This window comes from Sphingomonas sp. (assembly GCF_041661825.1).
Lineage (GTDB): Bacteria > Pseudomonadota > Alphaproteobacteria > Sphingomonadales > Sphingomonadaceae > Sphingomonas.
In genome coordinates this window covers 170,540-196,187 of sequence record NZ_JBAZTU010000003.1, presented here as the reverse complement: position 1 = coordinate 196,187, position 25,648 = coordinate 170,540, and the positions used below count along the sequence as shown (strand labels likewise).

19 protein-coding genes are annotated in these 25,648 nt (G+C 64.6%); 11 read left to right on the top strand and 8 right to left on the bottom strand.

The features are described from left to right. Nucleotides 1–98: 98 nt before the first annotated feature. Complete coding sequence (locus WC729_RS13800) at nucleotides 99–332, top strand: hypothetical protein (RefSeq protein WP_372853672.1); 234 nt, start codon at nucleotides 99–101, stop codon at nucleotides 330–332. 93 nt (nucleotides 333–425) lie between these two features. Here the strand turns inward: WC729_RS13800 and mgrA are convergent, their stop codons facing one another. The 4 genes from mgrA to WC729_RS13780 all read right to left on the bottom strand — a co-directional run bounded on the left by mgrA (nucleotide 426) and on the right by WC729_RS13780 (nucleotide 7,293). Then, nucleotides 426–1,487: an L-glyceraldehyde 3-phosphate reductase gene (gene mgrA, locus WC729_RS13795; RefSeq protein ID WP_372853670.1), complete on the bottom strand. Its 1,062-nt coding sequence runs from the start codon at nucleotides 1,485–1,487 to the stop codon at nucleotides 426–428. Nucleotides 1,488–1,587: 100 nt separating this feature from the next. Continuing rightward, nucleotides 1,588–3,060 carry a tryptophan halogenase family protein gene (locus WC729_RS13790; RefSeq protein WP_372853668.1) on the bottom strand — a complete coding sequence of 491 codons (1,473 nt, stop codon included), beginning with the start codon at nucleotides 3,058–3,060 and terminating at the stop codon, nucleotides 1,588–1,590. Between the two features lies 1 nt (nucleotide 3,061). Beyond that, entirely contained in the window at nucleotides 3,062–3,796 is a 735-nt protein-coding gene (locus tag WC729_RS13785) for a DUF6445 family protein (RefSeq protein WP_372853666.1), read from the bottom strand. Between the two features lie 158 nt (nucleotides 3,797–3,954). After that, a complete protein-coding gene (locus WC729_RS13780) occupies nucleotides 3,955–7,293 on the bottom strand; it encodes a TonB-dependent receptor (protein WP_372853664.1) in 3,339 nt (1,112 codons plus the stop codon). A gap of 198 nt (nucleotides 7,294–7,491) precedes the next feature. On the opposite strand from WC729_RS13780, the gene WC729_RS13775 reads away from it, so the two are divergent. From WC729_RS13775 to WC729_RS13745, 7 genes are read left to right on the top strand one after another with little or no spacing between them, the layout of a single operon-like run. After that, nucleotides 7,492–9,042 carry a tryptophan halogenase family protein gene (locus WC729_RS13775; RefSeq protein WP_372853662.1) on the top strand — a complete coding sequence of 517 codons (1,551 nt, stop codon included), beginning with the start codon at nucleotides 7,492–7,494 and terminating at the stop codon, nucleotides 9,040–9,042. Continuing rightward, nucleotides 9,039–10,556, top strand: a complete 1,518-nt coding sequence (locus WC729_RS13770; RefSeq protein ID WP_372853660.1) for a tryptophan 7-halogenase — start codon at nucleotides 9,039–9,041, stop codon at nucleotides 10,554–10,556. Before WC729_RS13775 ends, WC729_RS13770 begins: the two co-directional genes overlap by 4 nt. Continuing rightward, nucleotides 10,553–12,088, top strand: coding sequence for a tryptophan halogenase family protein (locus tag WC729_RS13765; protein WP_372853658.1), 1,536 nt, complete (start codon nucleotides 10,553–10,555; stop codon nucleotides 12,086–12,088). Before WC729_RS13770 ends, WC729_RS13765 begins: the two co-directional genes overlap by 4 nt. Then, nucleotides 12,085–13,593, top strand: a complete 1,509-nt coding sequence (locus WC729_RS13760) for a tryptophan halogenase family protein (protein WP_372853656.1) — start codon at nucleotides 12,085–12,087, stop codon at nucleotides 13,591–13,593. The genes WC729_RS13765 and WC729_RS13760 overlap by 4 nt, the downstream gene beginning before the upstream one ends. A gap of 10 nt (nucleotides 13,594–13,603) precedes the next feature. Further along, complete coding sequence (locus WC729_RS13755; RefSeq protein WP_372853654.1) at nucleotides 13,604–15,424, top strand: glycoside hydrolase family 9 protein; 1,821 nt, start codon at nucleotides 13,604–13,606, stop codon at nucleotides 15,422–15,424. After that, nucleotides 15,421–16,215, top strand: coding sequence for a DUF1080 domain-containing protein (locus WC729_RS13750; protein WP_372853652.1), 795 nt, complete (start codon nucleotides 15,421–15,423; stop codon nucleotides 16,213–16,215). The genes WC729_RS13755 and WC729_RS13750 overlap by 4 nt, the downstream gene beginning before the upstream one ends. 36 nt (nucleotides 16,216–16,251) lie before the next feature. After that, nucleotides 16,252–16,860 (top strand): DUF1287 domain-containing protein, encoded by a 609-nt coding sequence (locus WC729_RS13745; protein WP_372853650.1) that lies wholly within the window; start codon nucleotides 16,252–16,254, stop codon nucleotides 16,858–16,860. Between the two features lie 3 nt (nucleotides 16,861–16,863). Here WC729_RS13745 and WC729_RS13740 read toward each other — a convergent pair whose 3' ends face one another. The 3 genes from WC729_RS13740 to WC729_RS13730 all read right to left on the bottom strand — a co-directional run bounded on the left by WC729_RS13740 (nucleotide 16,864) and on the right by WC729_RS13730 (nucleotide 20,015). Continuing rightward, nucleotides 16,864–17,772 carry a hypothetical protein gene (locus WC729_RS13740; protein WP_372853648.1) on the bottom strand — a complete coding sequence of 303 codons (909 nt, stop codon included), beginning with the start codon at nucleotides 17,770–17,772 and terminating at the stop codon, nucleotides 16,864–16,866. A 55-nt stretch (nucleotides 17,773–17,827) separates the two neighbouring features. After that, a complete protein-coding gene (locus WC729_RS13735; RefSeq protein ID WP_372853647.1) occupies nucleotides 17,828–18,844 on the bottom strand; it encodes a cupin-like domain-containing protein in 1,017 nt (338 codons plus the stop codon). 94 nt (nucleotides 18,845–18,938) lie between these two features. Further along, the gene (locus WC729_RS13730; protein WP_372853645.1) at nucleotides 18,939–20,015 is read right to left on the bottom strand and encodes a LacI family DNA-binding transcriptional regulator; all 1,077 of its coding nucleotides are present in this window, start codon (nucleotides 20,013–20,015) and stop codon (nucleotides 18,939–18,941) included. A 211-nt stretch (nucleotides 20,016–20,226) separates the two neighbouring features. Between WC729_RS13730 and WC729_RS13725 the strand changes: the two genes are divergently transcribed. From WC729_RS13725 to WC729_RS13715, 3 genes are read left to right on the top strand one after another with little or no spacing between them, the layout of a single operon-like run. Then, nucleotides 20,227–21,435 (top strand): endo-1,4-beta-xylanase, encoded by a 1,209-nt coding sequence (locus WC729_RS13725; protein ID WP_372853643.1) that lies wholly within the window; start codon nucleotides 20,227–20,229, stop codon nucleotides 21,433–21,435. A 39-nt stretch (nucleotides 21,436–21,474) separates the two neighbouring features. After that, nucleotides 21,475–22,080, top strand: a complete 606-nt coding sequence (locus tag WC729_RS13720; protein ID WP_372853641.1) for a hypothetical protein — start codon at nucleotides 21,475–21,477, stop codon at nucleotides 22,078–22,080. A 12-nt stretch (nucleotides 22,081–22,092) separates the two neighbouring features. After that, complete coding sequence (locus WC729_RS13715; protein WP_372853639.1) at nucleotides 22,093–24,288, top strand: glycoside hydrolase family 3 C-terminal domain-containing protein; 2,196 nt, start codon at nucleotides 22,093–22,095, stop codon at nucleotides 24,286–24,288. Nucleotides 24,289–24,394: 106 nt separating this feature from the next. Here the strand turns inward: WC729_RS13715 and WC729_RS13710 are convergent, their stop codons facing one another. After that, nucleotides 24,395–25,543: an acyltransferase family protein gene (locus tag WC729_RS13710; protein WP_372853637.1), complete on the bottom strand. Its 1,149-nt coding sequence runs from the start codon at nucleotides 25,541–25,543 to the stop codon at nucleotides 24,395–24,397. Nucleotides 25,544–25,648: the final 105 nt, after the last annotated feature.

The window sequence follows — 25,648 nt, the reverse complement described above, 5'->3', positions numbered from 1 at the left end:
TGAATTGCGATTGACGCACCTGCACCTTTCGTTATGAAAAGCGGCTCGTGGTAGCAATCGGGCTGGCCGCGAAGTTTGCTATGCTTGGGAGCATCCGCATGAAGAAGATCGCCTTTGTTCTCGCCGCCGCCGGCCTGATGTCGCTCGCCGCCTGCACCAAGCCCACTCCTGCTGAAAACAACACGGCAGCGATTGGGGACAACCTGGAAGCAGTCGCTGACAACATTGATGAGGTTGCCGACAACACGTCGAACGCAGTTGCCGCCGACGCGCTCGAGAACGCTGCGGATGGCCTGCACAATGCAGCCGACGCCGTGACGTCGAACATGTAATCGGCTCGATCGGGTCTCGGCCCGGTCGGTTGTTTCGAGAGGGCGTCCCTTCGGGGGCGCCCTTTTCGTTTGGGCGCCCCTTGCGATCGACGATCAGTCCACCTGTTCGCTTCCGAGCGTCGAGGAGACCTTCCACAGATCGATCCCACCCTCTCCGGCATATTGGTCGATCTCACGCAGCTCGGCCTCGTCGAACCCCAGCCGATTGACCGCATCGAGCGAATCGTCGAGCTGCTGCACCGTCCGCGCACCGATCAGGGCAGAGGTGACGCGCGGATCGCGCAGCACCCACGCAATCGCCATTTGCGCCAAGGTCTGGCCGCGCCGCCCGGCGATCGCGTTCAGCGCGCGAATCCTTCCGAGATTCTCGTCGGACAGCATCCGCTGGCCCAGCGAGCCGCTTTTGGTCGCCCGAGCGCCTTCGGGTACCCCGCCCAGATATTTACTGGTCAGCATCCCCTGGGCGAGCGGCGAGAAAGCGATGCAGCCCGTGCCCAGCTCGCCCAAGGTATCGAGCAGCCCGTTCTCGACCCAGCGATTGAGCATCGAATAGCTTGGCTGATGGATCAGCAAGGGCACCCGCTCCTCGCGCAGGATCGCGGCAGCCTTGAGCGTCAGCTCAGGTGAATAGGAGGAGATACCGACATAGAGTGCCTTGCCCTGGCGGTGCAGGTGCGCCAACGCGCCCATCGTCTCCTCCAGCGGAGTCTTCGGGTCGACGCGGTGCGAATAGAAGATGTCGACATAGTCGAGACCCATGCGCTTGAGGCTTTGGTCGCAGCTCGCGATCAGATATTTGCGCGATCCGCCGACATCGCCATACGGCCCGGGCCACATGTCCCACCCGGCCTTGGTCGAGATGACCAGCTCGTCACGGTGGCCGGCAAAATCGGCGGCGAGCACGCGGCCGAAATTCTCCTCGGCCGACCCGTAGGGCGGCCCGTAATTGTTCGCGAGATCGAAATGGGTGACGCCGCGGTCGAACGCGCGACGAAGCATCGCCCTGCCAGTCTCGAACACGTCCGCCCCGCCGAAATTCTGCCACAAGCCCAGCGAGATCGCCGGCAAGTCCAGCCCGCTCCTGCCGCACCGGCGATAAAGCATGCGTCCATCATAGCGGGCGGGATCGGCGGTATAGGGCATGGGATAGGGCACCGGGAACTCCTGTGGGACGAATCGAGGCATTCAGCGCCGGACGTCGGCGCGGTCGCTATACCATCTCGCCAGCCCGTCGAACGTCCTGTTTGCGCCGTACCTATGGCCGGTAAGCGCAATGGCGGGCAATATAGGCGGCGTGACCGGGCATGGTTTCGGCTGATTGCCGGAACAGCCCGGCCAGCCGCAGGAAATTCTGCTGAGCGCGCGGAATGTCGATCGTGTCGGCCAGCGGGGCCCAAGACGCGGGAATCGCACCCCGTCCAATCAGGACGGCGAGCCAGTCCGCCGGGCCGAAACCGCCCGCATCGCGGGGCCGCAGCCGCCCCCTTCCGCGGAACAACTTGATCCGGTGAGCCAGGCTGTCGGGCAATGCGCGCGCCTCCCCGCTCATTTGCAGGACCGCCTTCCCCTCTAGGATCACGACATGATGGAGCAGCGTCAGGTCGCGTTGCGCCTCGATCGACGCGGACATGATGCGATCGAACTCGTCCCCTTCCGCGTCTGCGTCGCCGCGATCAGGAAACAGCGACAGGAGAGCGGCAATACCGTCGCTCGCAATGTCGAGTTCGCCGGCCTCGATCGGCTCGATCGAGGCGGCCGCCGCCCCCAGGGCAACGCAATTGCCTGCCCAGAAGCGCTGCCGCCGCCCCCTGCGATGCGTCGTGAAGCGCGGGTCGCCTTCCCCGCGATCGCCTAAAGCCTCGGGCACGGCCTCTTCCGCGGTCTCGCCGGGCGCGAAACTGAAGCTGTGCCAGGTCCGATGTTGCAACGGCAACCGTCGCTCCCAGCCGGACAAATGCGCGGTCGCGCTCGACAGGGGCGGCAGGTCGGGCAAGACACCGGCGTCGACCGCAACCTCACGGCTGGAGGGAAACCAGCCGCTCCAGTCCTCGAACCCGATATCGAGCGCTTCCATCAATACTGCAGGGGCACCGGTGCAATCGACGAAGAAGTCCCCTTCGATGGAGCGCCCGTCCCGGAGCAGAATTGCGGCGATCCGCCCGCTCTCTCCGTCTCGCGTGACGGAACCGATCTCCCCAGCCTCGCAGCCGACGCCCTGCGCCAGCGCGAGCGATCTGAGAAACGCCGCGTACAGTGCCGTGTCGAGATGATAGCCATAATCCATCATCGCCCGCTTGTCGGCAGCGGGTCTCGCGAAACGGCCCATCGTCGCTGCGATGGCCGCAAGGTTATAGTCGTCGAGATCGACCGGCTGACCGGCCGCCCGGGCACGCAACCACAGCTGATAAAAGGCGACCCCGCCCACCTCGAGCCCGAAATCGCCGAACGCATGCAGATAGCCGCCTGGCCGCGCGAGGTCGGCGAAGCGCGTGCCCAGCCGCATCGTCCCGCCCGAACGCGCCAGCATCTCATGCTCGTCCACGCCGATCAAAGCGTGGAAATCCTTGTACGCCGGCAGCGTGGCCTGAACCGCGACGTCATCCACCGGGCAATCGATCACGGTGACGCGCATCATCGGCGCGAAGCGCGCCAGCGCGGTTGCCGCCATCCACCCGGTCACGCCGCCTCCGGCGATGACGATGCTGCTTAGCCGCTCGGGCTCGCCCATCTCAGCGCGGCCGGTAATTGACGAAGATATTGGCCGTCAGCCGCCCATTGCGCGGATCAGCGACAAGCGGTTTCTCCTCGCGGATATGGCCCGAATGGAGCAGGCAGCTGCGATAGATCGCCATCCGGTTGAACACCGCCTCACACCCCCCGATCCTGGAGTAATGGCCGGTGTCCTCACCGACATAATGTTGGGGCGGTGCCTCCTCGGCCAGTTCGCGCGCGCGAACCGCGTCATAGATCACAGCGCGTTCCTCATCGATCGTCTCATAGCCGGTCGCGCGATGGCGGTAGAAGGATGTGCCGCCATAGTCCGGATCGCACAGATAGTGGAGCAGGGCGAACTGCAGCGGATAGACTGTGTCGATATGCGGCGTGCGCTGCTGCACCGTGAGTTGCTCCGGCGGGGTCGTCGTCAGCGAGAAGCTGCATTCGGCATTGGACAGCACGACATCGCCCAGGCCGAACGCCCGCTCGATCAACGGGCTCAGCGCCCGCACTACCGCCTCGACATAGTTGAGCGGCGCCGGCGCGCGGACGCCGGGATAGCCGCCCTCGGGGTTGCCAGCGGGTGTGAACGCCACTTCCCACGTCGCATAGTCGATCAACCCGGCCGCGTCGTTGAGCAGTCCGTCGACGATCAGCACTGGCTCCTGCACCGCACCGACGCGGTCGAGCGTCACCCGGGGGCGCGGATTGACGCTCAGATCGTAGGTGGGGGCCGGAGCGGGCGTCATCGCGATCTCATCCGCAAGGTCTATGGCGCTTGCCAATATCCGGCAAGCACTGGCCAGGGCCGAAAAAAGGGGCTCCAATCCCGTTTGGATTGGAGCCCCATGATTCTCCGCCGATGGCGTTGCCTCCCGCAGCGGAGGCATTGCCGAAGGCGGGCCCCCTAACCCCCGAGCTTGGCGCGCAACGAGAAGATGATGCGCCGGTCGTTCATGAACCAGGACCGCGGCCGCCGTGTAAGATCGTTGTTGATCACCTGCGATGTCCTGAGCGTCTCGTTGAGCAGATTCACGCCCTGGAAGCCCATCTTGATGTTGGGCGTGACGTTGTAGAACACGGAGGCGTCCAGCTGTCCGGTCGCTTCGTTGAACACCGGAGCATAGGGCACAATAACATCGCGTACCGTCAGCAGATAACGCGAGCGCCAAGAATAAGCGGCACGGACTTCCAGTCCATGTGCCTGATAAAAAGGCGCAATGTTGACGGTATATTTCGACAGTCCCTGCAACGGCAATTTGCTGGTGTCGACATTTGCAACACGCCCGGCTGCCACATCGGGGTCGGTGGCGGAGAGCGTGCTTTGTTTCACACCCTTGGAGTCGACATAGGTGAAGTTGCCAGACAAGCCGAACCCGCTGAGGAAACCGGGCAGGAAGGTGAAGGTCTGCTGATAGCCGACCTCGAGTCCCTTCACTCGCCCCGTGTCGGGCGAATTGAACGGCGTGGTCACCAACGCCCCGAACGTCGCGCCGTTATTGGTGAAGGTCAGGCGCTGCGTGCCGTTGGTAAGCACGCCGTACAGATCCTTCTTGAACAACGACAGTGTCAGCTGGCCCACGCTCGAGAAATACCATTCCGCCGTGACATCATAGTTATTGGACCTGATCGGCTTGAGGTACGGATTACCGACGTTGAAGATCGCAATCGGCGCGCCATTCGTCCTGATCGTGGTGTCCAGCGTATCGAGCGTGATGTTGTAAAAGGCTCGAGTCAGGCCGAAATCAGGTGGAGCTACGCCCTGGTTGAACGCCGCACGAAATTGTAGTCCACCGCCCACTTCCAGCTTCAAATTAACGCTCGGCAGAAAGTAATGATAGTCCAGTTTCGCGCTGATTGGCGTCAGTGCACCATTTTGAAACTTGTTTGCATTGGCCACGACAGTCGGCCCCAACGCGCAGAATGGCGTGGGAACTACGGGGAGGCCAGTGTTAGGATCGATGATCGGATTACCATTGCCATCCACCAGGGGCGCGCAGGTGAAGCTGCGGGTGGGATAAGAGAAAAAGCCCTGCGCCTCCCGCGTTGTCTTGGAATACCGGACACCGACGTTGCCGCTGAGCCTCAAGCCACCCTCGCCTATCGGGTTGCCGAAACGGATCTGAGCGTAGACGGCGTTGTTACGCTCGTGCACCGGATTGATCTCGCCTGGCAGGAAGGGCGTCCCGGCGACCACACCGCAGCGCATGGCGAGCGGCACCCAGTTCTGCGGGCATTGACCGGTAATGGCGCGCGCGCGCCATTCGTCACCGATTGCCAGCGCGGCCGTACTAGCGGCGGCATAATTCCTGATCAGTTCGTCGGGCACAAACAAACGACCGGCGCCCGTAGGCAGGTTGACGCTGCCGCGAAAGAAGTTCGCGAATGAGAATGGTTCGCTCGGCCCTGGCGACCCACCGTTGGAAGCCGATGCTGGATTGCCATTGACGGGGGTATCGAGCCATACCGGCCCACCGCGACCGATGCTGACACCCGATGGCGGTGTGGCGTCGGTACCCCCACCCCAGATTTCACTCAGAACACCCCAATTGTACGTCGAAAAGCGTGCGGTATTTTCGCGATCGGAGAAACGATAACCTGCACGGATCGAATTTAGCCAACTATCCTCAGGAAAGGAATAATCGAGGTCGATACGGGCGGCATCCTCATTGCCATCACTGTCTTCGATGTGATCCATCGCCGAGCGATAATAGCTGTTATAGGGGTCCAGATAGCTCGAATGCTGCGCGTTCATGAACAGCGGCCCCCCAACATTGGATGGCGCGAGGAAGTTCACCTTGGCGGGGTCGTCGCCATTCAGGTGAATCTCCGCATTTTGGAAGGTCGACGTCCAGATGCCGAAGTCGGTGTTCGTCACATGCGACTTGGTGTGCTGATAGTCGACGTTGACACCAAGCCGGTCGGTAACCTTCCACTTGAAGTTGGCACCGTAATCGTCGGTCAGATATCGCTGATCGACTGCCCGAGTGATATTGTTGCTCTGTAACCCATTGATGGGCGTGCGCCTGTTGGCGGCATCACCCCATTGATCGGCGCGATATCCATTGGGCGCCGTGATTGTGCCGTCAGTAAAGATGCCTTGGCTGTCGAAGCTGAAGCTGGTGCCGGGCAGCGGCTGAGAATCGCCATTGCTGGTGACGTTGTCCGTCGCGATCTCGACTGCATGCTCGGTCCAGGTCTCCCGCGAATCCGACCGTAAAAACTGGAAGGTCGCTGACATTGATTCGTCGTTACTGCGCCACTGCGCCGCTGCCGAATATCCGTAACGGACGCGGTCGAATTCCTGGCTGCGGATCGCGGCACCGCGGGGAATATAAACGATCGGGTCGGTATTGGTCGGAGATGGCTGGCCATAGCTCACCACGCCTTGGGCATCCACGTGCCGTGTGCGCTGACCCCAATTCGAAATCTGAAGGCCGTCCGCACGCGAGACCAGTTCGGAACGGACGAAGCTGCCCATCAGCCCCACCTCGCCGATACCTGTCTGCCAACGATTGCTGGCGAGGAGCGACACGGTCGGCGCTGATTTGTGGATGAAGTCGCCGTAATTGACCTCAAGCGTACCCGCGACGAGCAGTCCCTTCGAATCGAAGGGCACGCGTGTGCGCAGGTTGACTGTACCGGCAATGCCGCCTTCGACCATGTCGGCCGAGGGGCTCTTGAACACATCGACGCCCGCAAGCAGCTCTGACGGAACATCGGCAAAGCTCAGACCGCGGCCGTTATTGGCGGTGAAGGTGTCGCGCCCGTTCAGTTCGGAGCGGGTGTAGGTCAGGCCGCGGACAACGACGCCCGAGCCCTCGACCGAAAAGTGATCGGGATCGACACCCGCCGCGAAGCGGCTGATCGCCACGCCCGGCACGCGCTGCAATGCCTCGGTGACCGAGCGATCGGGAAGCGCGCCGATATCTTCCGACGAGATCGAGTCACTGACGATTTCAGCGTTCTGCTTCAGCGCCTGCGCCGTCTTGAGGCTCTGGCGGATGCCGGTGACGACGATATCCGCATCATCCTGAGCCGGCGTGTCCGACGTTGTCTGGCCGGTCGCATCTTGTGAGCCCGATACCGGCTGAGCCGAATCCGCGACTTTGGGAGCGACCTCATCTGCCCATGCAGGCGTGGCCATCGAGAAAGCGCAAAGCGCCACCATCGACACGCCACCCCTCAGCGAACGGCCGATTCCGCCGCGATTCACGATTCCACCAGTGCGTGAAACATACCTCATCAGGTCACCCCCCTGTTATGGTACCGCTACCAATTTTTGGTGCGATTTGTTCTTGGCTATCTTCGTAGCTGCGGTCATGATGCCGTATCGGATATAAAAAGCAAGAGGCGCCCCGCAAAAAGTCTCACGTGGGACATTTGTTACAGATAGTGTGATCGGAAACACACATCTGTCGCGGCGGACGCACAGGGAGGGGCAATGATCGAAGCACAGGCGGCACGGGCCGACTCGGACAGGCGACTCCGTCGAATCGTCATCGTCGGCGGTGGAACCGCTGGCTGGATGACCGCGGCGTCGCTTGGATGGGCGCTTTCGGCACTCCCGATCGAGGTCGTGCTGGTCGAGTCGGAAGAGATCGGTACCGTCGGCGTCGGCGAAGCCACCGTCCCGCACATCCGCTTCTTCAATCAGCGGCTCGGCATCGACGAAGCCGATTTCATGCGGCGCACGAACGCCACCTTCAAGCTCGGCATCGAATTCCGCGACTGGGCGCGGATCGGCGACAGCTATATCCACCCGTTCGGCGATTTCGGCCGCGACATCGCCGGGCTGCCCTTCCACCAGCATTGGCTCCGCCTAAAACGCGCCGGACGCACCAATGCCGCGCTTGAGGCTTTCTCGCTCCCGATCATGGCGGCCCGCGCCGATCGCTTCGCGCCGCCCTCGCCCGATCCGTCGACGATCGAGTCGACCTTCTCCTACGCCTATCAATTCGATGCTGGCCTCTACGCCGCCTATCTGCGCAGCTACGCCGAACAGCGCGGGGTACGACGGGTCGAGGGCAAGGTGATGTCGGTCGGCCAGGACGGTGAAACCGGCTTTATCCGCTCGGTCGCGCTCGAAAGCGGCGAAGAGCTGGCCGGTGACCTGTTCGTCGACTGCTCGGGTTTTCGCGGCCTGCTGATCGAAGGCACGCTCAGGGCCGGTTATGAGAGCTGGACTCATTGGCTGCCCTGCGACGCCGCGCTCGCGGTGCCCTGCGTGCATGGCGGGCCGCTCACCCCCTATACCCGCGCCACGGCACGCGACGCCGGCTGGCAATGGCGCATTCCGCTGCAGCATCGCGTCGGCAACGGCCATGTCTTCAGCACTGCGTTCACGGACGTCGATGCGGCGCGCGATATCCTGATGACGAACCTGGAGGGCAAAGCGCTGGCCGAGCCCAAATTGCTGCGCTTCGCCACCGGCAAGCGCAAGGCGCAGTGGCTCGGCAACGTCGTCGCGATCGGCCTGTCCTCAGGCTTCCTGGAACCGCTGGAATCGACCAGCATCCATCTGATCCAGCTCGGTATCACCAAGCTGATCGAACTGCTGCCGCTCGACGGCTGGGATCCGCTCGACGCCGCGGAGTTCAATCGCTCGATGGGGGTCGAATATGAGCGGGTCCGCGACTTCCTGATCCTGCATTATTGCGCGACGGAACGGACCGACACCGACTTCTGGAACCATTGCCGGACGATGAGCCTGCCCGACTCGCTGATCTACAAAATGGCAGCCTTCCGGGAGCGCGGCGTCGTCGTGAAATATCGCGAGGGCATGTTCCTCGAGCCGAGCTGGCTCGCCGTCTATTATGGCCAGCGCATCGAACCTGAACGAGTCAGCCCGCTGGTCGAGGCACTGCCGATCGATGAGGTCGCCGCCCGCGCCGAGGCCATGATGGTCGCATTCCGCCACGCCGCCGAGACGATGCCCGATCATGCCGCCTATCTCCGTCAGCTTTCTGGCCTTGCCGATCCGGTGCGCGCATGACGGTCGGCGAGATGCGCACGGTCGCGATCCTGGGTGGTACCGTTGCAGGCTGGATGGCGGCCGCCACCCTCGCCCGTCGCCTGCCGCGCCGGCACTATCGCGTCATCGTCGTCGAGACAGATCGCGATGGTGATGGCCTTGGCGATTTCGGCACGACCTTGACCGCGCTGCCGTCGATCAGGCCGTTCCACGACTCCCTCGGCATCGACGAGAACCTCATCCTGCGCGCCACCCGCGGCAGCTTTTCCCTGGGCGTCGCCTTTGCCGGCTGGGCCGAACGAGACTCGGCCTATTTCCTCCCCTTCGGCACGGTCGGCGCGCCGCTCGGTCCGGTCGCCTTCCACCAATTGCTGACCCGCTTGCGGCAACTGGGTCGCCCGGTCAGGGCGGCGGACTATGCGATCGCCGCGATCGCCGCCCAAGCGGGGCGTTTCGCGCGCCCCTCGACTGACCAGCACTCAATATCATCGCACTATGCCTATGGCCTCCATCTCGACGCCTGGGGTTATCTCGCGGCGATGCGCGCGACCGCTGAGGCGCATGGCGCCCGCGCCGCCGCCGCGCCTTTCCGCCGGGCGCTGTTGGGCACCTCGGGCGAGATAGCGGCGCTCGAACTCGCCAACGGCGACTCCCTCGCGGCATTGCTGTTCGTCGATGCCACCGGTTCCGACGCATTGCTGAGCGAGGCCGCGCTCGGCGTCGGTTTCGAAAGCTGGCGGCAATGGTTGCCATGCGATCAGGCAATGGCCGTTCTGGTCCCGGATCCGTCGGATCCGCCGCCGCTCGGCCATGTCGAGGCGCTGGCCAATGGCTGGCGCAGCGGTACGCCGCTTGCGGGAGAGGCCGGGCGCCTGCTGTGCTGGAGCAGCGCTTTCGGCGATGCAGGCGGTGCCGCAGCCCTCGGCGTCGAGGGCGGCGAGCTGCCGCATCTTATTGCATTCGAGAATGGCCGCCGTGCCGCGCCCTGGTATCGCAACTGCGTCGCTATCGGCGCGGCCGCCTGCGTCCTGGAGCCGCTACACCCGGTCGCGCTTCACCTCGTGCAAAGCGCGCTCGCACGGCTCGTCACCCTGTTCCCCGATTCACCGGAGGCAGCGGTCGAGTCAGCCGAATATAATCGCATGACGATCAACGAGACCGAAAGCGCCCGCGACTTCCTGATCGCGCAATATGCCACCAACGGCCGCCTTGCCGACCCCTTCTGGAATGCGGTTCGTTCGATCCGCCCGCCCGACCGCCTTGCCTACAAGGTTGCCCAATTCGCCAGCGCCGGGCGCATGCCGATGTTTGACGACGACATGTTCGAGGAAGCGGACTGGATCGGCCTGCTCGACGCCCAGGGCCTCCACCCGCGCCGCCATGACGCGCTGGCGGGCAGCATACCGGTCGAGCGTATCGAACAGCATCTCGCGCGTTTGCGCGAGGCGATCATCGCCGGGGTGAAGGCCATGCCGCCACACGGCGAGTATCTCCGTCGTGCCTATAGCGCCCCGCCGCGTGGCGCTGCCGCATGAGTGCGCCGAAACCGATCCGCAGCATCGTCATCGTCGGCGGCGGCACTGCCGGCTGGATGGCGGCCGCCGCCCTGTCGCGACTTGTCCGCACCGGCGTTTCGGTCACCCTCGTCGAATCCGACGCGATCGCCACGATCGGCGTGGGCGAGGCCACGATCCCGCCGATCCGCAACTTCAACGGCCTGCTCGGAATCGATGAGAACGACTTTCTCTCGAAGACTCAGGGTACGATCAAGCTCGGCATCGATTTCATCGACTGGACGCGCGAGGGGCACCGCTACACGCATCCGTTCGGCGAATTCGGCTTCGATATCGAGGGCGTCAAATTCCACCATTACTGGCGAAAGCTCTATGCCGAGGGCAAGGCGAGCTGGATCGAGGACTATAATCTCTGCGCCACTGCGCAGAAGCTCGGGCGGTACACCACGCCGGTCGCCGATCCCGCCTCAGTGCTGTCGCGCCTCACCTACGCGTATCAGTTCGACGCGTCGCTCTACGCCGCCTATCTGCGCGCTTATGCCGAGGCGCGCGGGGTGGTGCGGACCGAAGGCAAGGTCGTCGATGTATTGCTGCGCAGCGAAGACGGTCATGTCGATGCGATCGCGCTTGAGGGCGACCGCCGTATCACGGGCGAATTGTTCATCGACTGCACCGGCTTTCGCGGGCTGCTGATCAAGGGCGCGCTCAAGACCGGTTTCGAATCCTGGAAGCACTGGCTGCAATGCGACCGGGCCTGGGCGGTGCCGTCTGCAAACCCAGGCAGGGAGATCACACCCTATACCAGGTCGACCGCACGTCGTGCTGGGTGGCAATGGCGCATCCCGCTGCAGCACCGTGTGGGCAACGGTTATGTCTATTGCAGCGACGATATCAGCGACGACGAGGCGGCCGCGACGCTGATGGCCAATCTCGACGGCGAACCGTTGCGCGATCCGATGCTGATCAGGTTCGAGGCCGGCCGCCGCAAGCTGGCCTGGAACCGCAATGTGGTCGCGCTCGGCCTCGCGTCCGGGTTCGTGGAACCGTTGGAGTCGACCAGCATCCACATGATCCAGACTGGCGTATCGAAGCTGATGGCGCTGCTGCCTGATCGGGACTTTTCGCCCGTCGAACGCGACGAATATAACCGCCAGACTCAAATCCAGATGGAGCAGGTTCGCGACTTCGTGATCCTGCATTATCACGCCAATGAACGTACCGATGGCGACTTGTGGCGGCGCGTGCGCGAAATGGACATCCCCGAGACGCTCCAGCGCAAGATCGACCTGTTCCGCAACCGCGGCCGCTTCTTCCGCTACGACGACGAGCTGTTCGCGGATTCGAGCTGGATCGCGGTGCTGCTCGGCCAGAATGTGATGCCCGCCGGCTGGGATTCGCTCGCCGACGCCGTCGATCCGGCGCTGGTCCGCCAGCGGCTCGACCGCATCCGCGAGGTCTTCCGCCGCGCCGCCGAGGCAATGCCGCGCCACGAGGACTGGCTCGCGCGCAACTGCCCCGCTCCCACCGCTTCCGTCACGAGAAAGACCGCATGACCGACAATCGCATCCGCAAGATCGTCATCGTCGGCGGCGGTACCGCCGGCTGGATGGCCGCCGCGACCTTCGCCAAGCTGCTGAGCACTGACTATACCGAGATCACCCTGATCGAGTCCGACCAGATCGGCATCGTCGGCGTGGGCGAGGCGACGATCCCGCAAATGGCGATCTTCAACCGCATGCTCGGCATCGACGAGGACGAGTTCCTGCGCGAGACTCAAGGCAGCTTCAAGCTCGGCATCGAGTTCGTGAATTGGGGCAAGCTCGGCCGCACCTATTTCCATCCGTTCGGCAAGTTCGGCGTGGATATGGCGGGGGTATCGTTTCACGCTCACTGGCTGCGCGCGCACCATGCCGGCGACGCCAGGCCGATCGAGGAATATTCGCTCCAGGCACTCGCCGGCGAGCAGGCGAAGTTCATGCGCTCGATCGACAATGGCAAGAACTCGCCGCTTAGCGAGATCGCTTATGCCTATCATTTCGATACGTCGCTCTATGGCCCCTATCTGCGGCGCTATTCCGAAGCGCGCGGTGTTGTCCGTCAGGAAGGCAAGATCGTCGATGTTGCGCTTCGCGGCAGCGACGGCTTCATCGAAGCGGTCGTGCTGGAGGACGGCACGCGCGTCGAGGGCGAACTGTTCATCGACTGCTCCGGTTTCCGCGGCCTTCTGATCGAGCAGGCACTGGGCGGCGGATACGAGGATTGGTCGCACTGGCTGCCCTGCAATCGCGCCGTCGCTGTGCCCTGCGCGCACGGATCGCATTTCAGCCCCTATACGCGGGCGACCGCTCACACCGCCGGGTGGCAATGGCGCATCCCGTTGCAGCACCGCATCGGCAACGGCCATGTCTTCTCGACCAACTATATGAGCGAGGATGAGGCGACCGCGATCCTGCTCGCCAATCTCGACGGCGAGGCGCTGGCAGAGCCGCGCGCGATCCCGTTCCAGAGCGGTCACCGGCAGAAGATGTGGATCAAGAACTGCGTCGCTTTGGGTCTCGCATCCGGCTTCATGGAGCCGCTCGAATCGACCAGTATCTGGCTGGTGCAGAGCGGCCTCGCCCGGCTGATGGGCATGTTCCCCGACCGCAGCTTCGCGCCAGGCACAATCGACCGTTACAACCGCATATTACTCAACGAGTATCGCCAGATCCGTGACTTCATCATCCTCCATTACCACGCCACGGAACGCGATGATTCTCCCTTCTGGAACTATTGCCGGACGATGGAGATCCCCGATCGGCTGAACGAGAAGATGCGCTGCTTCGAGGAATATGGCCGTACCTTCCGTGACGATGACGAGCTGTTCAACGAGACGAGCTGGTTCGCCGTGATGAATGGCCAGTGCATGAAAGCCGCGACGCACGATCCGGTTGCCGACACGCTGAGCCCGGAGGTGCTGCGGGCTCGGCTGACCAACATCCAGGAGACCATCGCCGCCTCGGTCGGCTATATGCCGAGCCACCGCGACTTCATCAATCGCCACTGCGCCGCGGCCTGAGGTGCGGGCCATGATCCATGCGGCAGCAGCAGCCGCGCTTGTAGTCGCGAGCCCGTCACTATCGGCCGACGCCCCGCCCAACGGAATCCACCTGAACCAGCTCGGCTTCGAACCCGACGAGCCCAAACGCGCAATCGTCGCCGATCCGGCAATCACACCCTTGCCCTGGCGCCTGCTCGACGCAAGCGGCGCCACCGTCGCGCAAGGCCAGACCCTGGTCACCGGCAACGACGCCGCCTCGGGCGATCACGTCCATGAAGTCGATTTCGGCAGCGTCAGGGCGCCCGGCACCTATCGACTCAGGGTTGGCGACACCGACAGCCGTCCCTTTCCCATCGCCCGCGGTATCTACGCCCCGCTCAAATATGCCGCGCTCAACTATTTCTACCAGACCCGCGCCGGAATCCCGATCGAGGCGCGCTATGCCGGAGGTGCGCCCTGGGCACGCCCTGCGGGCCATCCGAAGGAAATCGCCCCCTGCTTCTCGGGCAAGGACGACAAGGGCAATGACTGGCCCGGCTGCGATTACAGCCTCGACGTGACCGGCGGCTGGTACGATGCCGGCGACCACGGCAAATATGTCGTCAACGGCGGCATCGCGCTGTGGACCTTGCAAAATGTCGCGGAGCGCGAGGCGGCGAAGACCGGCCCCTCCCCCTTCGCAGACGGCAAGGCCAGGCTGTCCGAGGCCGGCAACGGCGTGAACGACCTGCTCGACGAAGCGCGTTGGCAGATGCGCTTCATGCTCGCCATGCAGGTGCCCGAGGGCAAGCATATCCGCGTCCCCGTTGGCCCGCAGGCGCCCGGCGCGAAGCTCGCCTTCACCGAGATCGACGCATCCGGCATGGCGCACCACAAGGTCGCCGACCGGGCATGGACCGGCCTGCCGATGCAGCCGGCCGACGATCCTCAGCCCCGCCTGCTCTATCCGCCCAGCACCGGCGCGACCCTCAACCTCGCCGCAACCGCGGCGCAATGTGCGCGGATCTGGCGCAAGATCGACCCGGCCTTCGCCGCGCGCTGCCTCAGCGCCAGCGAACGCGCCTTCAACGCCGCATTGCGCAATCCCGACGTATACGCGCCCGACACCTTCACCGGCAGCGGCGGCTATGGCGATCGCACCCTGGCCGACGAATTCTATTGGGCAACGGCCGAGCTGTTCGTGACCACCGGCAAGCCGGCATATCGTGACGCGGCGACTCGCATGGCACCCTTTTCCGCCCCGCTCAGCGAACCGGGCTGGCCCAATACGGCAGCGCTCGGCACGATCACGCTGGCGACCGTGCCCAACACGCTGACGACGAAGGAACTCGGATCGCAACGCGCCCTGATCGTCGCGGCGGCTGACCGCTTCCTCGCCGAAGAAAAGGGCTCGGGCTACCGCATTCCCTTTGGCGGCATGGCCTATCCCTGGGGCTCCAACTCCAACATCCTCAACCGGGCGATCCTCCTTTCGCTCGCCGGTCAGTTCACCGGCGAGGCGCGTTACCGGACCGGGGTGGTCGATGCGATGGACTATATCCTCGGCCGCAACCCGCTCGACCAGAGCTATGTCAGCGGCTTTGGCGCCAACCCGATGCGCAACCCGCACCATCGCTTCTGGGCACCTTCGCTCGACCCGAAACTGCCGGGGCCGCCGCCAGGCGTTCTCTCCGGCGGGCCGAACTCGACGTCGCTGGTGGACGACGTCGCCAGGACGCTGAAGGGCAAATGTGCGCCGCAACGGTGCTGGCGCGACGATGTGCACGCCTATGCGCTGAACGAAGTGGCGATCAACTGGAACGCCCCTTTGTTCTGGGTGTCCGCTTATTTGGACGAGGAACGTCGATGACTAACAGGGCACATCCGATCGGACCCGTAGCAAAGGCATGGTTGCTGCTGCCGATGCTGGCACTGGCCGGAGCAGCGCCTGAGCCCAGATGGCAGTCGATCTTCGACGGCCGGACACTTGATGGCTGGACGCCGAAGATTACCGGCCGCGCGGTCGGGGAGGATCCGCGCGGCATGTTCATCGTGAAGAACGGCGCGATTCGCGTGTCCCATGCCGGCTATCCGCGTTTCGAGGGCGAGTTCGGCCACCTGTTCTGGAGGGCGCCGATGCATGCCTATCGCCTGCGCTTCCAGTATCGCCTGTTCGGCGAGCCCCTGCCGGGTGTGAAGATATGGCAGCAGGCAAACAGCGGCCTGATGTTCCACGCCCAGGCGCCCGAAACGATGCGGCGCGATCAGGCATTCCCCGTCAGCCTCGAGATGCAGTTGCTTGCCGTTCCGCGCGCCGTGCGGGAGCCAACCGCCAATGTCTGCACGCCTGGCACGACGGTGGAGATAGCCGGGAAGCTGGATCCCCGGCATTGCATCCTTTCGTCCTCGCCGCTGATACCTCTCGGGCGCTGGGTCCACGCCGAACTCGAGGTTCTTCCGAGCGGGCAGATCACGCATCGCATCAACGGAAAAATCGTCCTGCGCTACGCCAATCCCCAGCTCGACCCTGACGACGCGGACGCAAAGCCGCTCGTCGCGGCGGCGGGAGGAATATTGACGCTGCGTCGTGGCTATATCGCGCTGCAGAGTGAGGGTAACCCGGTCGAGTTCAAGAAGATCGAGCTGCAGTCGCTCGATTGACTGTGACGCCGCCGGAATTGGGCGTATCCTCTGGACATGAATTTTACCCTCGACCGCCGCACCATGCTGCTCGGGCTGGGTGCTTTCGCCGCCGTACCGGCGCAAGCGCAACCGCCCGCCCGCCCAGCAGCGATGCTGATCGGCGCGGCGCGCGCTCAGATCGGCGTCACGCTGCAGTACGACTCGGCGTATAGCCGCCTCGGTTTTCCGGGCGGCGATGTACCGCGCACCAGGGGCGTCTGCACCGATGTGCTGATCCGCGCCTATCGTGATGCGTTCGGCATCGATCTGCAGGCGCTGGTCAATGCCGATATGCGCGCGGCCTTTTCCGCCTATCCGCGCCGCTGGGGCCTGCGCGGGCCCGATCGCAACATCGACCATCGCCGCGTCCCCAATCTGCAGACCTTCCTGGCCCGCAAGGGTGCGCGCCTGCCCCTGCCCGTATCGGCTGAAGGCTGGCGGCCGGGGGATATCTTCACCTGCCTGATCGGCGGGACCCTGCCGCATATCGGCCTCGTCTCCGATCGGCGCGGCCGGAGCGGGAGCTGGGCCGTCATCCACAATATCGGCGCCGGCGCGCGCGAGGAGGACGCGCTGTTCACGCACCAACTAACCGGTCGCTATCGCTTCCTGCTCGATCGTTGAGCGTCAGTCGATGAGATGCGACAGCCAGTGCAGCGTGTTGAGCGCGAACTGCTGATCGTCGGCGACCGTCAGGCCCATATACCTGATCGGCTGGTTGGGACGTGATACCGTCTGGGCCGAGAACATCGCTGCCTCTCCAGCAATCACTACCCTGCCCTTGCCTAGCGTCATGGCGACCGCCTGAGCTCTTCCGCCCATCGCCCTGCCTGGTGGCGTCTCGCCCTTCAATAGCGCTCCTGCTTCCAATGGGGTCGCGACCTCGATCGCGTCCGCCGGCAAGCCGAGCAGTGCGACGGCGCCATCGGGAACGCTGAGGGACTGGCCGGTAAAGGTCCGCACCTGGCGGACTTCCTCTTTCTCGCTGCGGCCGTGGAAGATGACATGGTCGCCAAGCTGCTGACCGGAATAATCGATGGCAAAGGTAACCTTCCCCTCCTGATGCGCGGCGACATAGCCCTGCCCCATCTCCACGCCAAAGCTGCGCGCCAGATCGGCGGCCGCGCCGCCATACGGCGCATGGTCGGCGAGCAACAGGAGCGATCCCCCGGCCTCGACCCAAGCATGAGTCGCGGCGATCTCCTCCAGCGTGAAGGCCGACGTCTCGGGCGGTGCCGACTGGGCATTGCCAATCACCAGGACAGTCACCGTCGCCAGCGCCTCGGCCGACAGCGGCATCGTGAGGGCGGAAACCTTGTAACCGTCTGCCTCCAGCAGCTTGCCGAACGGTGCGTACCGCCCTTCCAGCGTATGGAAATTCCTGTGTGCGTCGTCGATCGCGACGCTCGGTCCCTGTTCGGTATAGGCGGGGGCCTCCAGCTTTGGCGCATAGGCTGGATCGGCGATCTGCTGCGCCGCTGCGGGTGCTGACAGGCAGAGGATAGCCGCGCCGGCAGCCAGAAGATGTTTTAGCATCCTCGCAGACTAGGCCGGCCCAGGGTTGGTGGCGAGAGGGCCCGTAGCGACATTCCTAGCTCCGCGCCGACAACATCCCCAGCAGATAGGCCCGGATCCGCTCGGTCCGCTCCTTGCCCGGCGCGCCCAGCACGCCGCGGACATGCTCGGGCAAATGATCGCCTGCCCGTGCGGCGTCCTCGCCGAAGACGAGATGGTCGAACCATGCCTTCCACGCCTGCTTCTCCGCCGGCGGCAAATCGCGAATGCTCATCAACGCATGGACCATCGCGACGAACGGCGTGGCCGAGGTGTCATAGGCCCACCAATAATTGACCAGCACGTTGATCCGATCGAACGCGCGGACATGGTGCCACCAGATCGCCGGGATGAAGAGCATGTCGCCCGGCCCGAGCTCGGCCACCTGGGCATGGCGCAACGCCTCGGCGAAGCGCGGATAGCGTTCCAGATCGGGCTCGTCGGGGTCGACCATACTGGCCGGCGGCCCCGCCAGGGTGCGGTCGAGCGGGCCGACATAGAGGTTCGCCACCTGCTCGGGCGGGAACAGGGTGAAGCGCCGCCGCCCCGCTACCACCGCGGCAAGGTTGGGCGACGCGTCGTAGTGCGTCGCGACGCGCGTCGCATTGCCGATCCATACCCGCGGCGTCGCGCCGGTCGCGGGCAGGTCGAGCTGGTTCGCCTCGCCCCAGCCGGGCAGATGATCGGGCGCCGCGGCGGCATTGGCATAGATGGCCGGTGGATCAGCCGCCCCCTCCTCGGCCAGGTGGAGCAGTTGCCCCATCAATGCCCCCAGCGGCACCTGCTGGCGGGTGAAGTTGAAGCCCCGCATGTCGTCGCGGTAGAAGAAGCGGCCCGCGATCTCCGGCGGTCCCAGCAGCACCTCGAGCGGCTTGCCGCCCGCGAAGCCGGCGACATATTCGGCCAGTGCCCGCTCGCCGCGCCTGCCGGCCGCAACCGCCGGCCAATCCGCCACCTGCCCGCGCAACACGACCGGCGCGTAGCTCGGCGCGATCTCCTGGGCGAAGGTTTCGGCATCGACCGCCGGGCGCTCGGCAACGCGGGTGTCGGTCACAGGTTTGACATCGAAAGACATGGCAACCTGTTAGCTCCAAGCTCGACAACGCGCCACCATCCGCAAGCGCAGGACTGTTACCGCTAACGGAAAATCAGGCCGGGCGGGCCGATCGCGAGGGCGGCCGACGCCGCGGTGCCGCGTCCGACTGACGCCGGACCAGCGTGAAATCGAGCACGACATGCTGCTGCCTGTCGTCGTTCGCGCGCGGCCGGCGAATCGTCGAGACCAGCATCTCCACCGCCGCGCGCGACATGTCGGCAATCGGCTGGTGGATCGTGGTCAGTTCGGGCCAGATCGCGGTCGCGAGCGTCGTGTCGTCGAAGCCGCACACCGTCAGGTCGCCCGGCACGTCGAGCCCGCGGCGATGCGCCACGGCAACGCAGGCGGCCGCCATATCGTCGTTGCTGGCGAAGATCGCGGTCGGCGGATCGACCACATCGAGCAGCTTCTCTGCCGCATCCAGGCCCGACCGATAGGTGAACAGCCCCTGCACGATCAGCGCGTCGTCGACCGCAATATGCGCCTTGGCCAGGGCGTCGCGATAGCCGCGCAAGCGCTCGTCGCTGGCGGTCTGCTCCGGATTGCCGACGACGAACCCGATGCGCTGATGCCCCAGCGCGACGATATGGCCCGTCATCGAATAGGCCGCCGAATATTCGTCGATGCTGACCGCGTTCAACTCCTCGGCGGGACGGCCGCTGCCGACCAGCACTGCGGGTACGCCCTCATCGGCGATCGTCTTGATCAGCTTGGGGGAATCGCACAGCGGCGACGGCAGGATCAGTCCGTCGATCCCGCTGTCGATCAAGTGTTTGGCGACCTCGATCTCGTGGTCGCCGAGCTCGCATTTCTCGATGATCAGCTGCACGTCGCTGCGGCTCGCCTGGTCCAGGCTGCCGACCAGGAACTCGCTGAGATAGGCAGCGCTCGGGTTGCTGTAGAGCAGGCCGATCCGAACCGGCGCCGCGCCGGCAAGGCTGCGTGCGGCGGGGTTGGGCGAATAGCTGAGCGCAGCAATGGCGGCATTGACCGCATCGCGCGTCGTCGGGCGGACATTGGCTTCGCCATTGATGACTCGGGAAACGGTCATGGACGAAACCGAGGCCATGCGAGCAACGTCTCTGATCGTCGGTGCCGTTCTACGGCGGCGGGAGTTCTTCTCGTTCACGGTAGTTTGGGTCTCCTCTTGTCCGCTAATAGCCTATTATTTCGATTCCGCACCATATCTGCATGCAAGATCGTATCCGGCGCCCCGCGACCCCGGATTTCCGCCATCCTGAAGGGGTCGCACGTCCTATTGACAAGGTTGGTCAAACCGCCATCATGATACCGCTATCAGGGCCGCCAGGACCTTTGCGGCGGGGCAGCGGAGAGGGACGATGAGCGGAATATCGCGTCGCGAGGGGCTGATGATCGCGGCCGGGATGGTGCTCACCGCCTGCGCCGGCAGCGGCCCCTCCTCCGCCACCGGCACCATGACCGGGCCCAGCCCAACGCCCGCGCCGACACCCACGAGCCCGACATCGCCGACCGCCTCCCTGAACAGTGCGGCGCGCGCCAGGGGCATGCGTTTCGGGTCGACCTACGCATGGAGCACGCCCGGCGCCGATCGCGGGTCCTTTGCCAACCCGCCCTATGCCGCGCTGCTCGAGGCCGATTGCGGCATCCTCGTTCCCGAGAACGAGATGAAATGGCAGTTCCTCCGCCCGAGCGCGACGGCGTTCGACTTCACCCGGCCCGACGCGATGATCGCCTATGCCGAGAGCAAGGGGCTGGCCGTGCGCGGCCATAATCTGCTGTGGCACCAGCCCAAATGGATGCCGGCCTGGGCGGAGAGCCACGACTATGGCCCCAACCCCGCGATCGAGGGCGATCGCGTGCTGACCGAGCATATCCGCACCGTCTGCGCCCGCTACGGCGCGAAGATCGGCAGCTATGACGTGGTCAACGAAGCCGTGAACCCGGCCGATGCCAGCCTGTACGAAACGGCACTGTCGCGCGCGATCGGCGGGGCGACGGCGACGCTCGACCTCGCCTTCCACACCGCCCGCACCGCCGCGCCGCACGCGCAGCTCGTCTATAACGATTATATGAGCTGGGAGCCCGGTAACGCGAACCACCGCGCCGGCGTGCTCCGCCTGCTCGAAGGCTTCAGGACGCGCGGCACTCCGGTCGATGCGCTTGGCGTCCAGTCGCATCTGATCACGCAAAGGGCCGACACCGCCGCCAGCGTCTCGACACAACAGGCCGACTGGCGGCGCTTCCTCGATCAGGTCGTGGCGATGGGCTACAAGCTGCTGATCACCGAGTTCGACGTGCGCGACAATAATCTGCCGGCCGACATAGCTGCGCGGGACCGGGCGGTGGCCGATTACAGCCGCGCCTATCTCGATGTGATGTTCGCCTATCCCCAGCTTTCGGACGTACTCGTCTGGGGCATGTGCGACCGGTACAGCTGGATCGAGGGATTCGAGCCGCGCAGCGACGGGGCGAAACGCCGCCCCTGCCCTTATGACAGCGATTTCAAGCCAAAACCGATGCGCACCGCCTTCGCCGAGGCGTTCGCGGCCGCACCGGCGCGGACCTGACACGAGCCGCGCGAGGCGGCCAAAAAGGAGCGGAGCAATATGCGACAGGTTTTGACGATGTTTCTTGCCGGCAGCGCGGCCATGCTGGCCCAGCCGGCGCTCGCGCAACAGGCGGCGGCCCCGGCGGCGAAAAGCGATGCGTCCGACGACATCATGAAGAAGGCGGTCAATCAGCCCGGCACCAACTGGCAGGTCTATGGCCCGAACCAGAAGGCCAAGGCACTGAACGATGGCGGCGTGCCGGGCGGCCAGGTGATCCGCGTGACGGTGTCGGCCAAGGGCACCAATGCCTGGGACGTCGGCTCCAGCTCGCCGATCCAGAAACCGATCGCGGCCGGCGACACGATCCTGGTCGCGATGTACCTGCGCGCACCCGAACTGAAGGACGGCGAGACCGCCTCCATTCCCTATATCGGTGCGAATGGGGTGGCGGCGCCTTACGAGAACCTCGTCGGCAACGGCGTGACGATCAACAAGGAATGGAAGCTCTATTACGCCTCCGGCAAGGCGACAAAGGCCTTTGCCGGCGGGACCATGCGCGCCACCGCTCATCTCGCCGCGGACAAGCAGGTGATCGATCTCGGGCCGGTGTTCGTGCTCGATTTCGGCCAGAATTACGATCCGGCCAAACTTCCCAAGAACTGAGGACAAGAGACGATGAAGCGTGCCTGTGGAGCGGCCCTGATGGTCGCGTTGTTGACGAGTGCAGGCACGCCGATCGCCGCCGCGCCGAAAAAGGTTCGAGCGGCCGCGCCCTCTCCGGACAACCGCGCCGCCGCGCTGGTCAGGCGAATGACCCGCGAAGAGAAACTGACCCTGGTGTTCGGCTATTTCGGCACTGACTTTCCGTCGAAAAAATTCCTGACGCCCAAGGAATCGCGCCCCGGTTCCGCGGGCTATATTCCCGGCATCCCGCGCCTCGGCATTCCGCCGCAATGGCAGACCGACGCGGGAGTCGGCGTCGCGACCCAGGGCGGCGCGGCAGTGAAGCGCGAGCGGACTGCCCTGCCGTCCGGCCTCGCTACCGCGGCGAGCTGGAACGCCGAGCTCGCTTTTGCCGGCGGCGCGATGATCGGCAGAGAAGCGCGCAAATCCGGCTTCAACGTGATGCTGGCGGGCGGCGTCAATCTGATGCGCGAGCCGCGCAACGGCCGGAACTTCGAATATGGCGGAGAGGATCCACTGCTCGCCGGCACGATGGTCGGCGCGCAGATCGCCGGCATCCAGTCGAACCATATCATCTCGACCGTGAAACATTATGCGATCAACGATCAGGAGACCGATCGCTTCGCCGGCAATTCGATCCTCGGCGAAGCGGCGATGCGCACCTCCGACCTGCTCGCCTTCCAGTTCGCGATCGAACGGTCGAATCCCGGCTCGGTGATGTGCTCCTACAACCGGATCAACGGCACATACGCCTGTGAGAACGACTTCCTGCTCGACCAGGTGCTGCGCAAGGACTGGAAATGGCCGGGCTACGTCATGTCCGACTGGGGTGCGACGCACAGCACGACCAGCGCGGTGAAGGCCGGCCTGGACCAGGAATCGGGCTTCCCGTTCGACGACGCGCCCTATTTCGGCGAGCCGCTCGCCAAGGCGATCGCCAGCGGCGCAGTGAGCGACGCGCAGCTCGATGCGATGGTGACGCGCATCCTCCGCTCGATGATCGCGCACGGCCTGTTCGAGCATCCTGTCGCCGAAGCCCCGATCGACTATGCCGCGCATGCCGTGGTGACGCGGCAGGACGCCGAGGAAGGCACTGTCCTGCTCAAGAACGCCGGCACCGTCCTCCCCCTGTCGCCTTCCACGAAGCGGATCGCGATCATCGGCGGCCATGCCGACAAGGGCGTGCTTGCGGGCGGAGGATCGTCGCTGGTCTATCCCCGAGGCGGCAATGCGGTGCCCGGCCTCAAGCCTACAAGCTGGCCGGGCCCGATCATGTATTACCCGTCCTCCCCGCTCGCCGCGATCGCGAAGCTGGCGCCGGGCGCAACGGTTCGCTTCGCTGACGGCAGCGATCCGACGGCAGCCGCGGCGCTGGCGCGCGACAGCGACGTCGCAATCGTCTTCGTCACGCAATGGGCCGGCGAAGCGTTCGACGTGCCGCTGACGCTTTCCGACAATCAGGATGCGCTGGTCGACGCAGTCGCCGCTGCGAACCAGAAGACCGTCGTGGTGATGGAAACGGGCGGACCGGTCCTCACGCCCTGGATCGACCGCGTCGCGGGGGCGCTGGCGGCCTGGTATCCCGGCACCGAGGGCGGCACGGCGATCGCCAACCTGCTGTTCGGCAAGGTCAATCCGTCGGGCCGCCTGCCCGCGACCTTCCCGCGCAGCCTGGATCAACTGCCCCACCCGGCCGAGCCCAACAAGGGCGACACGACCTATACCGAGGGCGCTGCGGTCGGGTATAAATGGTATGATGCGAGGGGCCTCGATCCGCAATTCGCCTTCGGTCACGGGCTTTCCTACACCAGCTTCTCCTTTACCGGGCTCAGCGCAGCGCCCTCCGGCAACGGCGTCAGCGTGCGCTTCACGGTGCGCAACACCGGCAAGGTCGCGGGCAAGGCAGTGCCGCAGATCTATGTGGCGGGTGCCGGCTGGGAGGCGCCGAAACGGCTTGGCGGCTTCACCAAGGTCGCATTGGCGCCGGGCGCCTCGAAGCAGGTGACCGTGCAGGTCGATCCGCGCCTGCTCGCGACCTGGGACGAGGCCGGGCGTCAATGGCGCATCGCGGCCGGACGTTACGATGTAGTACTTGGCGCTTCCGCGCGCGATGTGGCGCAAAAACGGGCCATTCGGCTCCCTGCACGCACATTGCCGGTCGGATGGTCTCCGGGCGGCACGAAATAGCCACGTAACGGATCCGCTTCCGGAAGCAGGCCGCACGACTGGTCTAGCGCGATGCCGATTTTCGAGAACCGATGGGGCCATGCCGCCCGATAGCGGGCATTGCGACCTAGGTTCGCCTGGTCAAAAACCTCGACGCGAGCCAGCGCCTGACCGGCTCATCGAATAACTTTAACGACCCGTACGCCAGCGTGACGGCAACGACGAACACGCCCAGTCCAGCCAATGCCCCCTGTAAGGGCGGGACCTTTCGATCGATCACCCAACCAGTGTAAATATAGATCAGCGGGTAATGCGTGATGTAGAGCGGATAGGACAAGTCACCGAAGAACCGCGCGACCCGTACCGACGTCCCGTCAATCCGCTTCTCACCAGCGCCGATCGCAACAATCAACGGGAATAGCACGATCACGCAGCCCGCCTCGTAGAGCCCGTTGACCCAGAGCCGCTCTGTGCCCCCGAAGCGAGGCAGTGACAGGGCGACGATCAGCATCAGGCTGCAGAGCCAGAAAGCGCCGGGCAGCCGGATCCGCTTGCCGAGCCGCATCAGCAGGACGCCGGCAAAGAACGGGAACATCACGCGCGTAAAGCCAATCGTGAGGCCGGCGGCGTCGAGCGACCAACCGCCGATCAGATCGCCCCGCTTGCCAAGGACGAGGAGGAGCAGCAGCGCAACCGCGGACAGCGCAACGAGCACGCCGAGGCCGCGATTGGACAGTTTTCGCAGCCCGACCGCGTACAGGATATTGGCGCAATATTCGTAGAACAGCGACCATGCCGGGCCGTTGAGCGGGTAGGTTTCATCCCAGCCGCGGATGTCCGCCGATTTGGGCAGCGGGATCATCGTGCAGCCGATCAACATGACGAGGATGACCTGCCAGGTGGAGCTACCCGCAATCTTCGGGAAGATGGTCCAATCCTGGAACAGGAACAATGCCGCGCCGATCACGCTGCCCAACACCACCATCGGCTGGAGCCGGACCAATCGCCGCTTGTAGAATTCCCATTGTCCCATGCGCCCCCAGCGATCGTCATAGGCGTAGGCAATCACGAAGCCCGACAACAGGAAGAAGAAGTCGACTGCCAGGTAGCCGTGATTGATAATCTGCTTCTGCGGATTGTTGCCGGCATAGGCTTCGAACAGGTGGAAGACGACCACCAGAAGCGACGCGACGCCGCGCAGGCCGTCGAGAATAACATAGTGACTCTTCGCCGGTGCCGTGGCGTTGGTCGAGGCGGCGGTGGCGCTTATCGTCATGTTCATCCAATGTCGGCAGGGACGAGGCGCCTTTGTGAACGTTCTCAAGGGAGATCGCAACAATCGTTCGAATGCGTGCTTTCCGCCCATCCCGTCATTCCGGTC

Coding starts and splice junctions, on each gene's coding strand:
- WC729_RS13775 (WP_372853662.1), top strand. CDS start 7,492: ATGATCGAAGCACAGGCGGCACGGGCCGACTCGGACAGGCGACTCCGT.
- WC729_RS13715 (WP_372853639.1), top strand. CDS start 22,093: ATGAAGCGTGCCTGTGGAGCGGCCCTGATGGTCGCGTTGTTGACGAGT.
- WC729_RS13740 (WP_372853648.1), bottom strand. CDS start 17,772: ATGCTAAAACATCTTCTGGCTGCCGGCGCGGCTATCCTCTGCCTGTCA.
- WC729_RS13755 (WP_372853654.1), top strand. CDS start 13,604: ATGATCCATGCGGCAGCAGCAGCCGCGCTTGTAGTCGCGAGCCCGTCA.
- WC729_RS13765 (WP_372853658.1), top strand. CDS start 10,553: ATGAGTGCGCCGAAACCGATCCGCAGCATCGTCATCGTCGGCGGCGGC.
- WC729_RS13800 (WP_372853672.1), top strand. CDS start 99: ATGAAGAAGATCGCCTTTGTTCTCGCCGCCGCCGGCCTGATGTCGCTC.
- WC729_RS13760 (WP_372853656.1), top strand. CDS start 12,085: ATGACCGACAATCGCATCCGCAAGATCGTCATCGTCGGCGGCGGTACC.
- WC729_RS13725 (WP_372853643.1), top strand. CDS start 20,227: ATGAGCGGAATATCGCGTCGCGAGGGGCTGATGATCGCGGCCGGGATG.
- WC729_RS13770 (WP_372853660.1), top strand. CDS start 9,039: ATGACGGTCGGCGAGATGCGCACGGTCGCGATCCTGGGTGGTACCGTT.
- WC729_RS13710 (WP_372853637.1), bottom strand. CDS start 25,543: ATGACGATAAGCGCCACCGCCGCCTCGACCAACGCCACGGCACCGGCG.
- WC729_RS13785 (WP_372853666.1), bottom strand. CDS start 3,796: ATGACGCCCGCTCCGGCCCCCACCTACGATCTGAGCGTCAATCCGCGC.
- WC729_RS13780 (WP_372853664.1), bottom strand. CDS start 7,293: ATGAGGTATGTTTCACGCACTGGTGGAATCGTGAATCGCGGCGGAATC.
- WC729_RS13745 (WP_372853650.1), top strand. CDS start 16,252: ATGAATTTTACCCTCGACCGCCGCACCATGCTGCTCGGGCTGGGTGCT.
- WC729_RS13750 (WP_372853652.1), top strand. CDS start 15,421: ATGACTAACAGGGCACATCCGATCGGACCCGTAGCAAAGGCATGGTTG.
- WC729_RS13790 (WP_372853668.1), bottom strand. CDS start 3,060: ATGGGCGAGCCCGAGCGGCTAAGCAGCATCGTCATCGCCGGAGGCGGC.
- WC729_RS13720 (WP_372853641.1), top strand. CDS start 21,475: ATGCGACAGGTTTTGACGATGTTTCTTGCCGGCAGCGCGGCCATGCTG.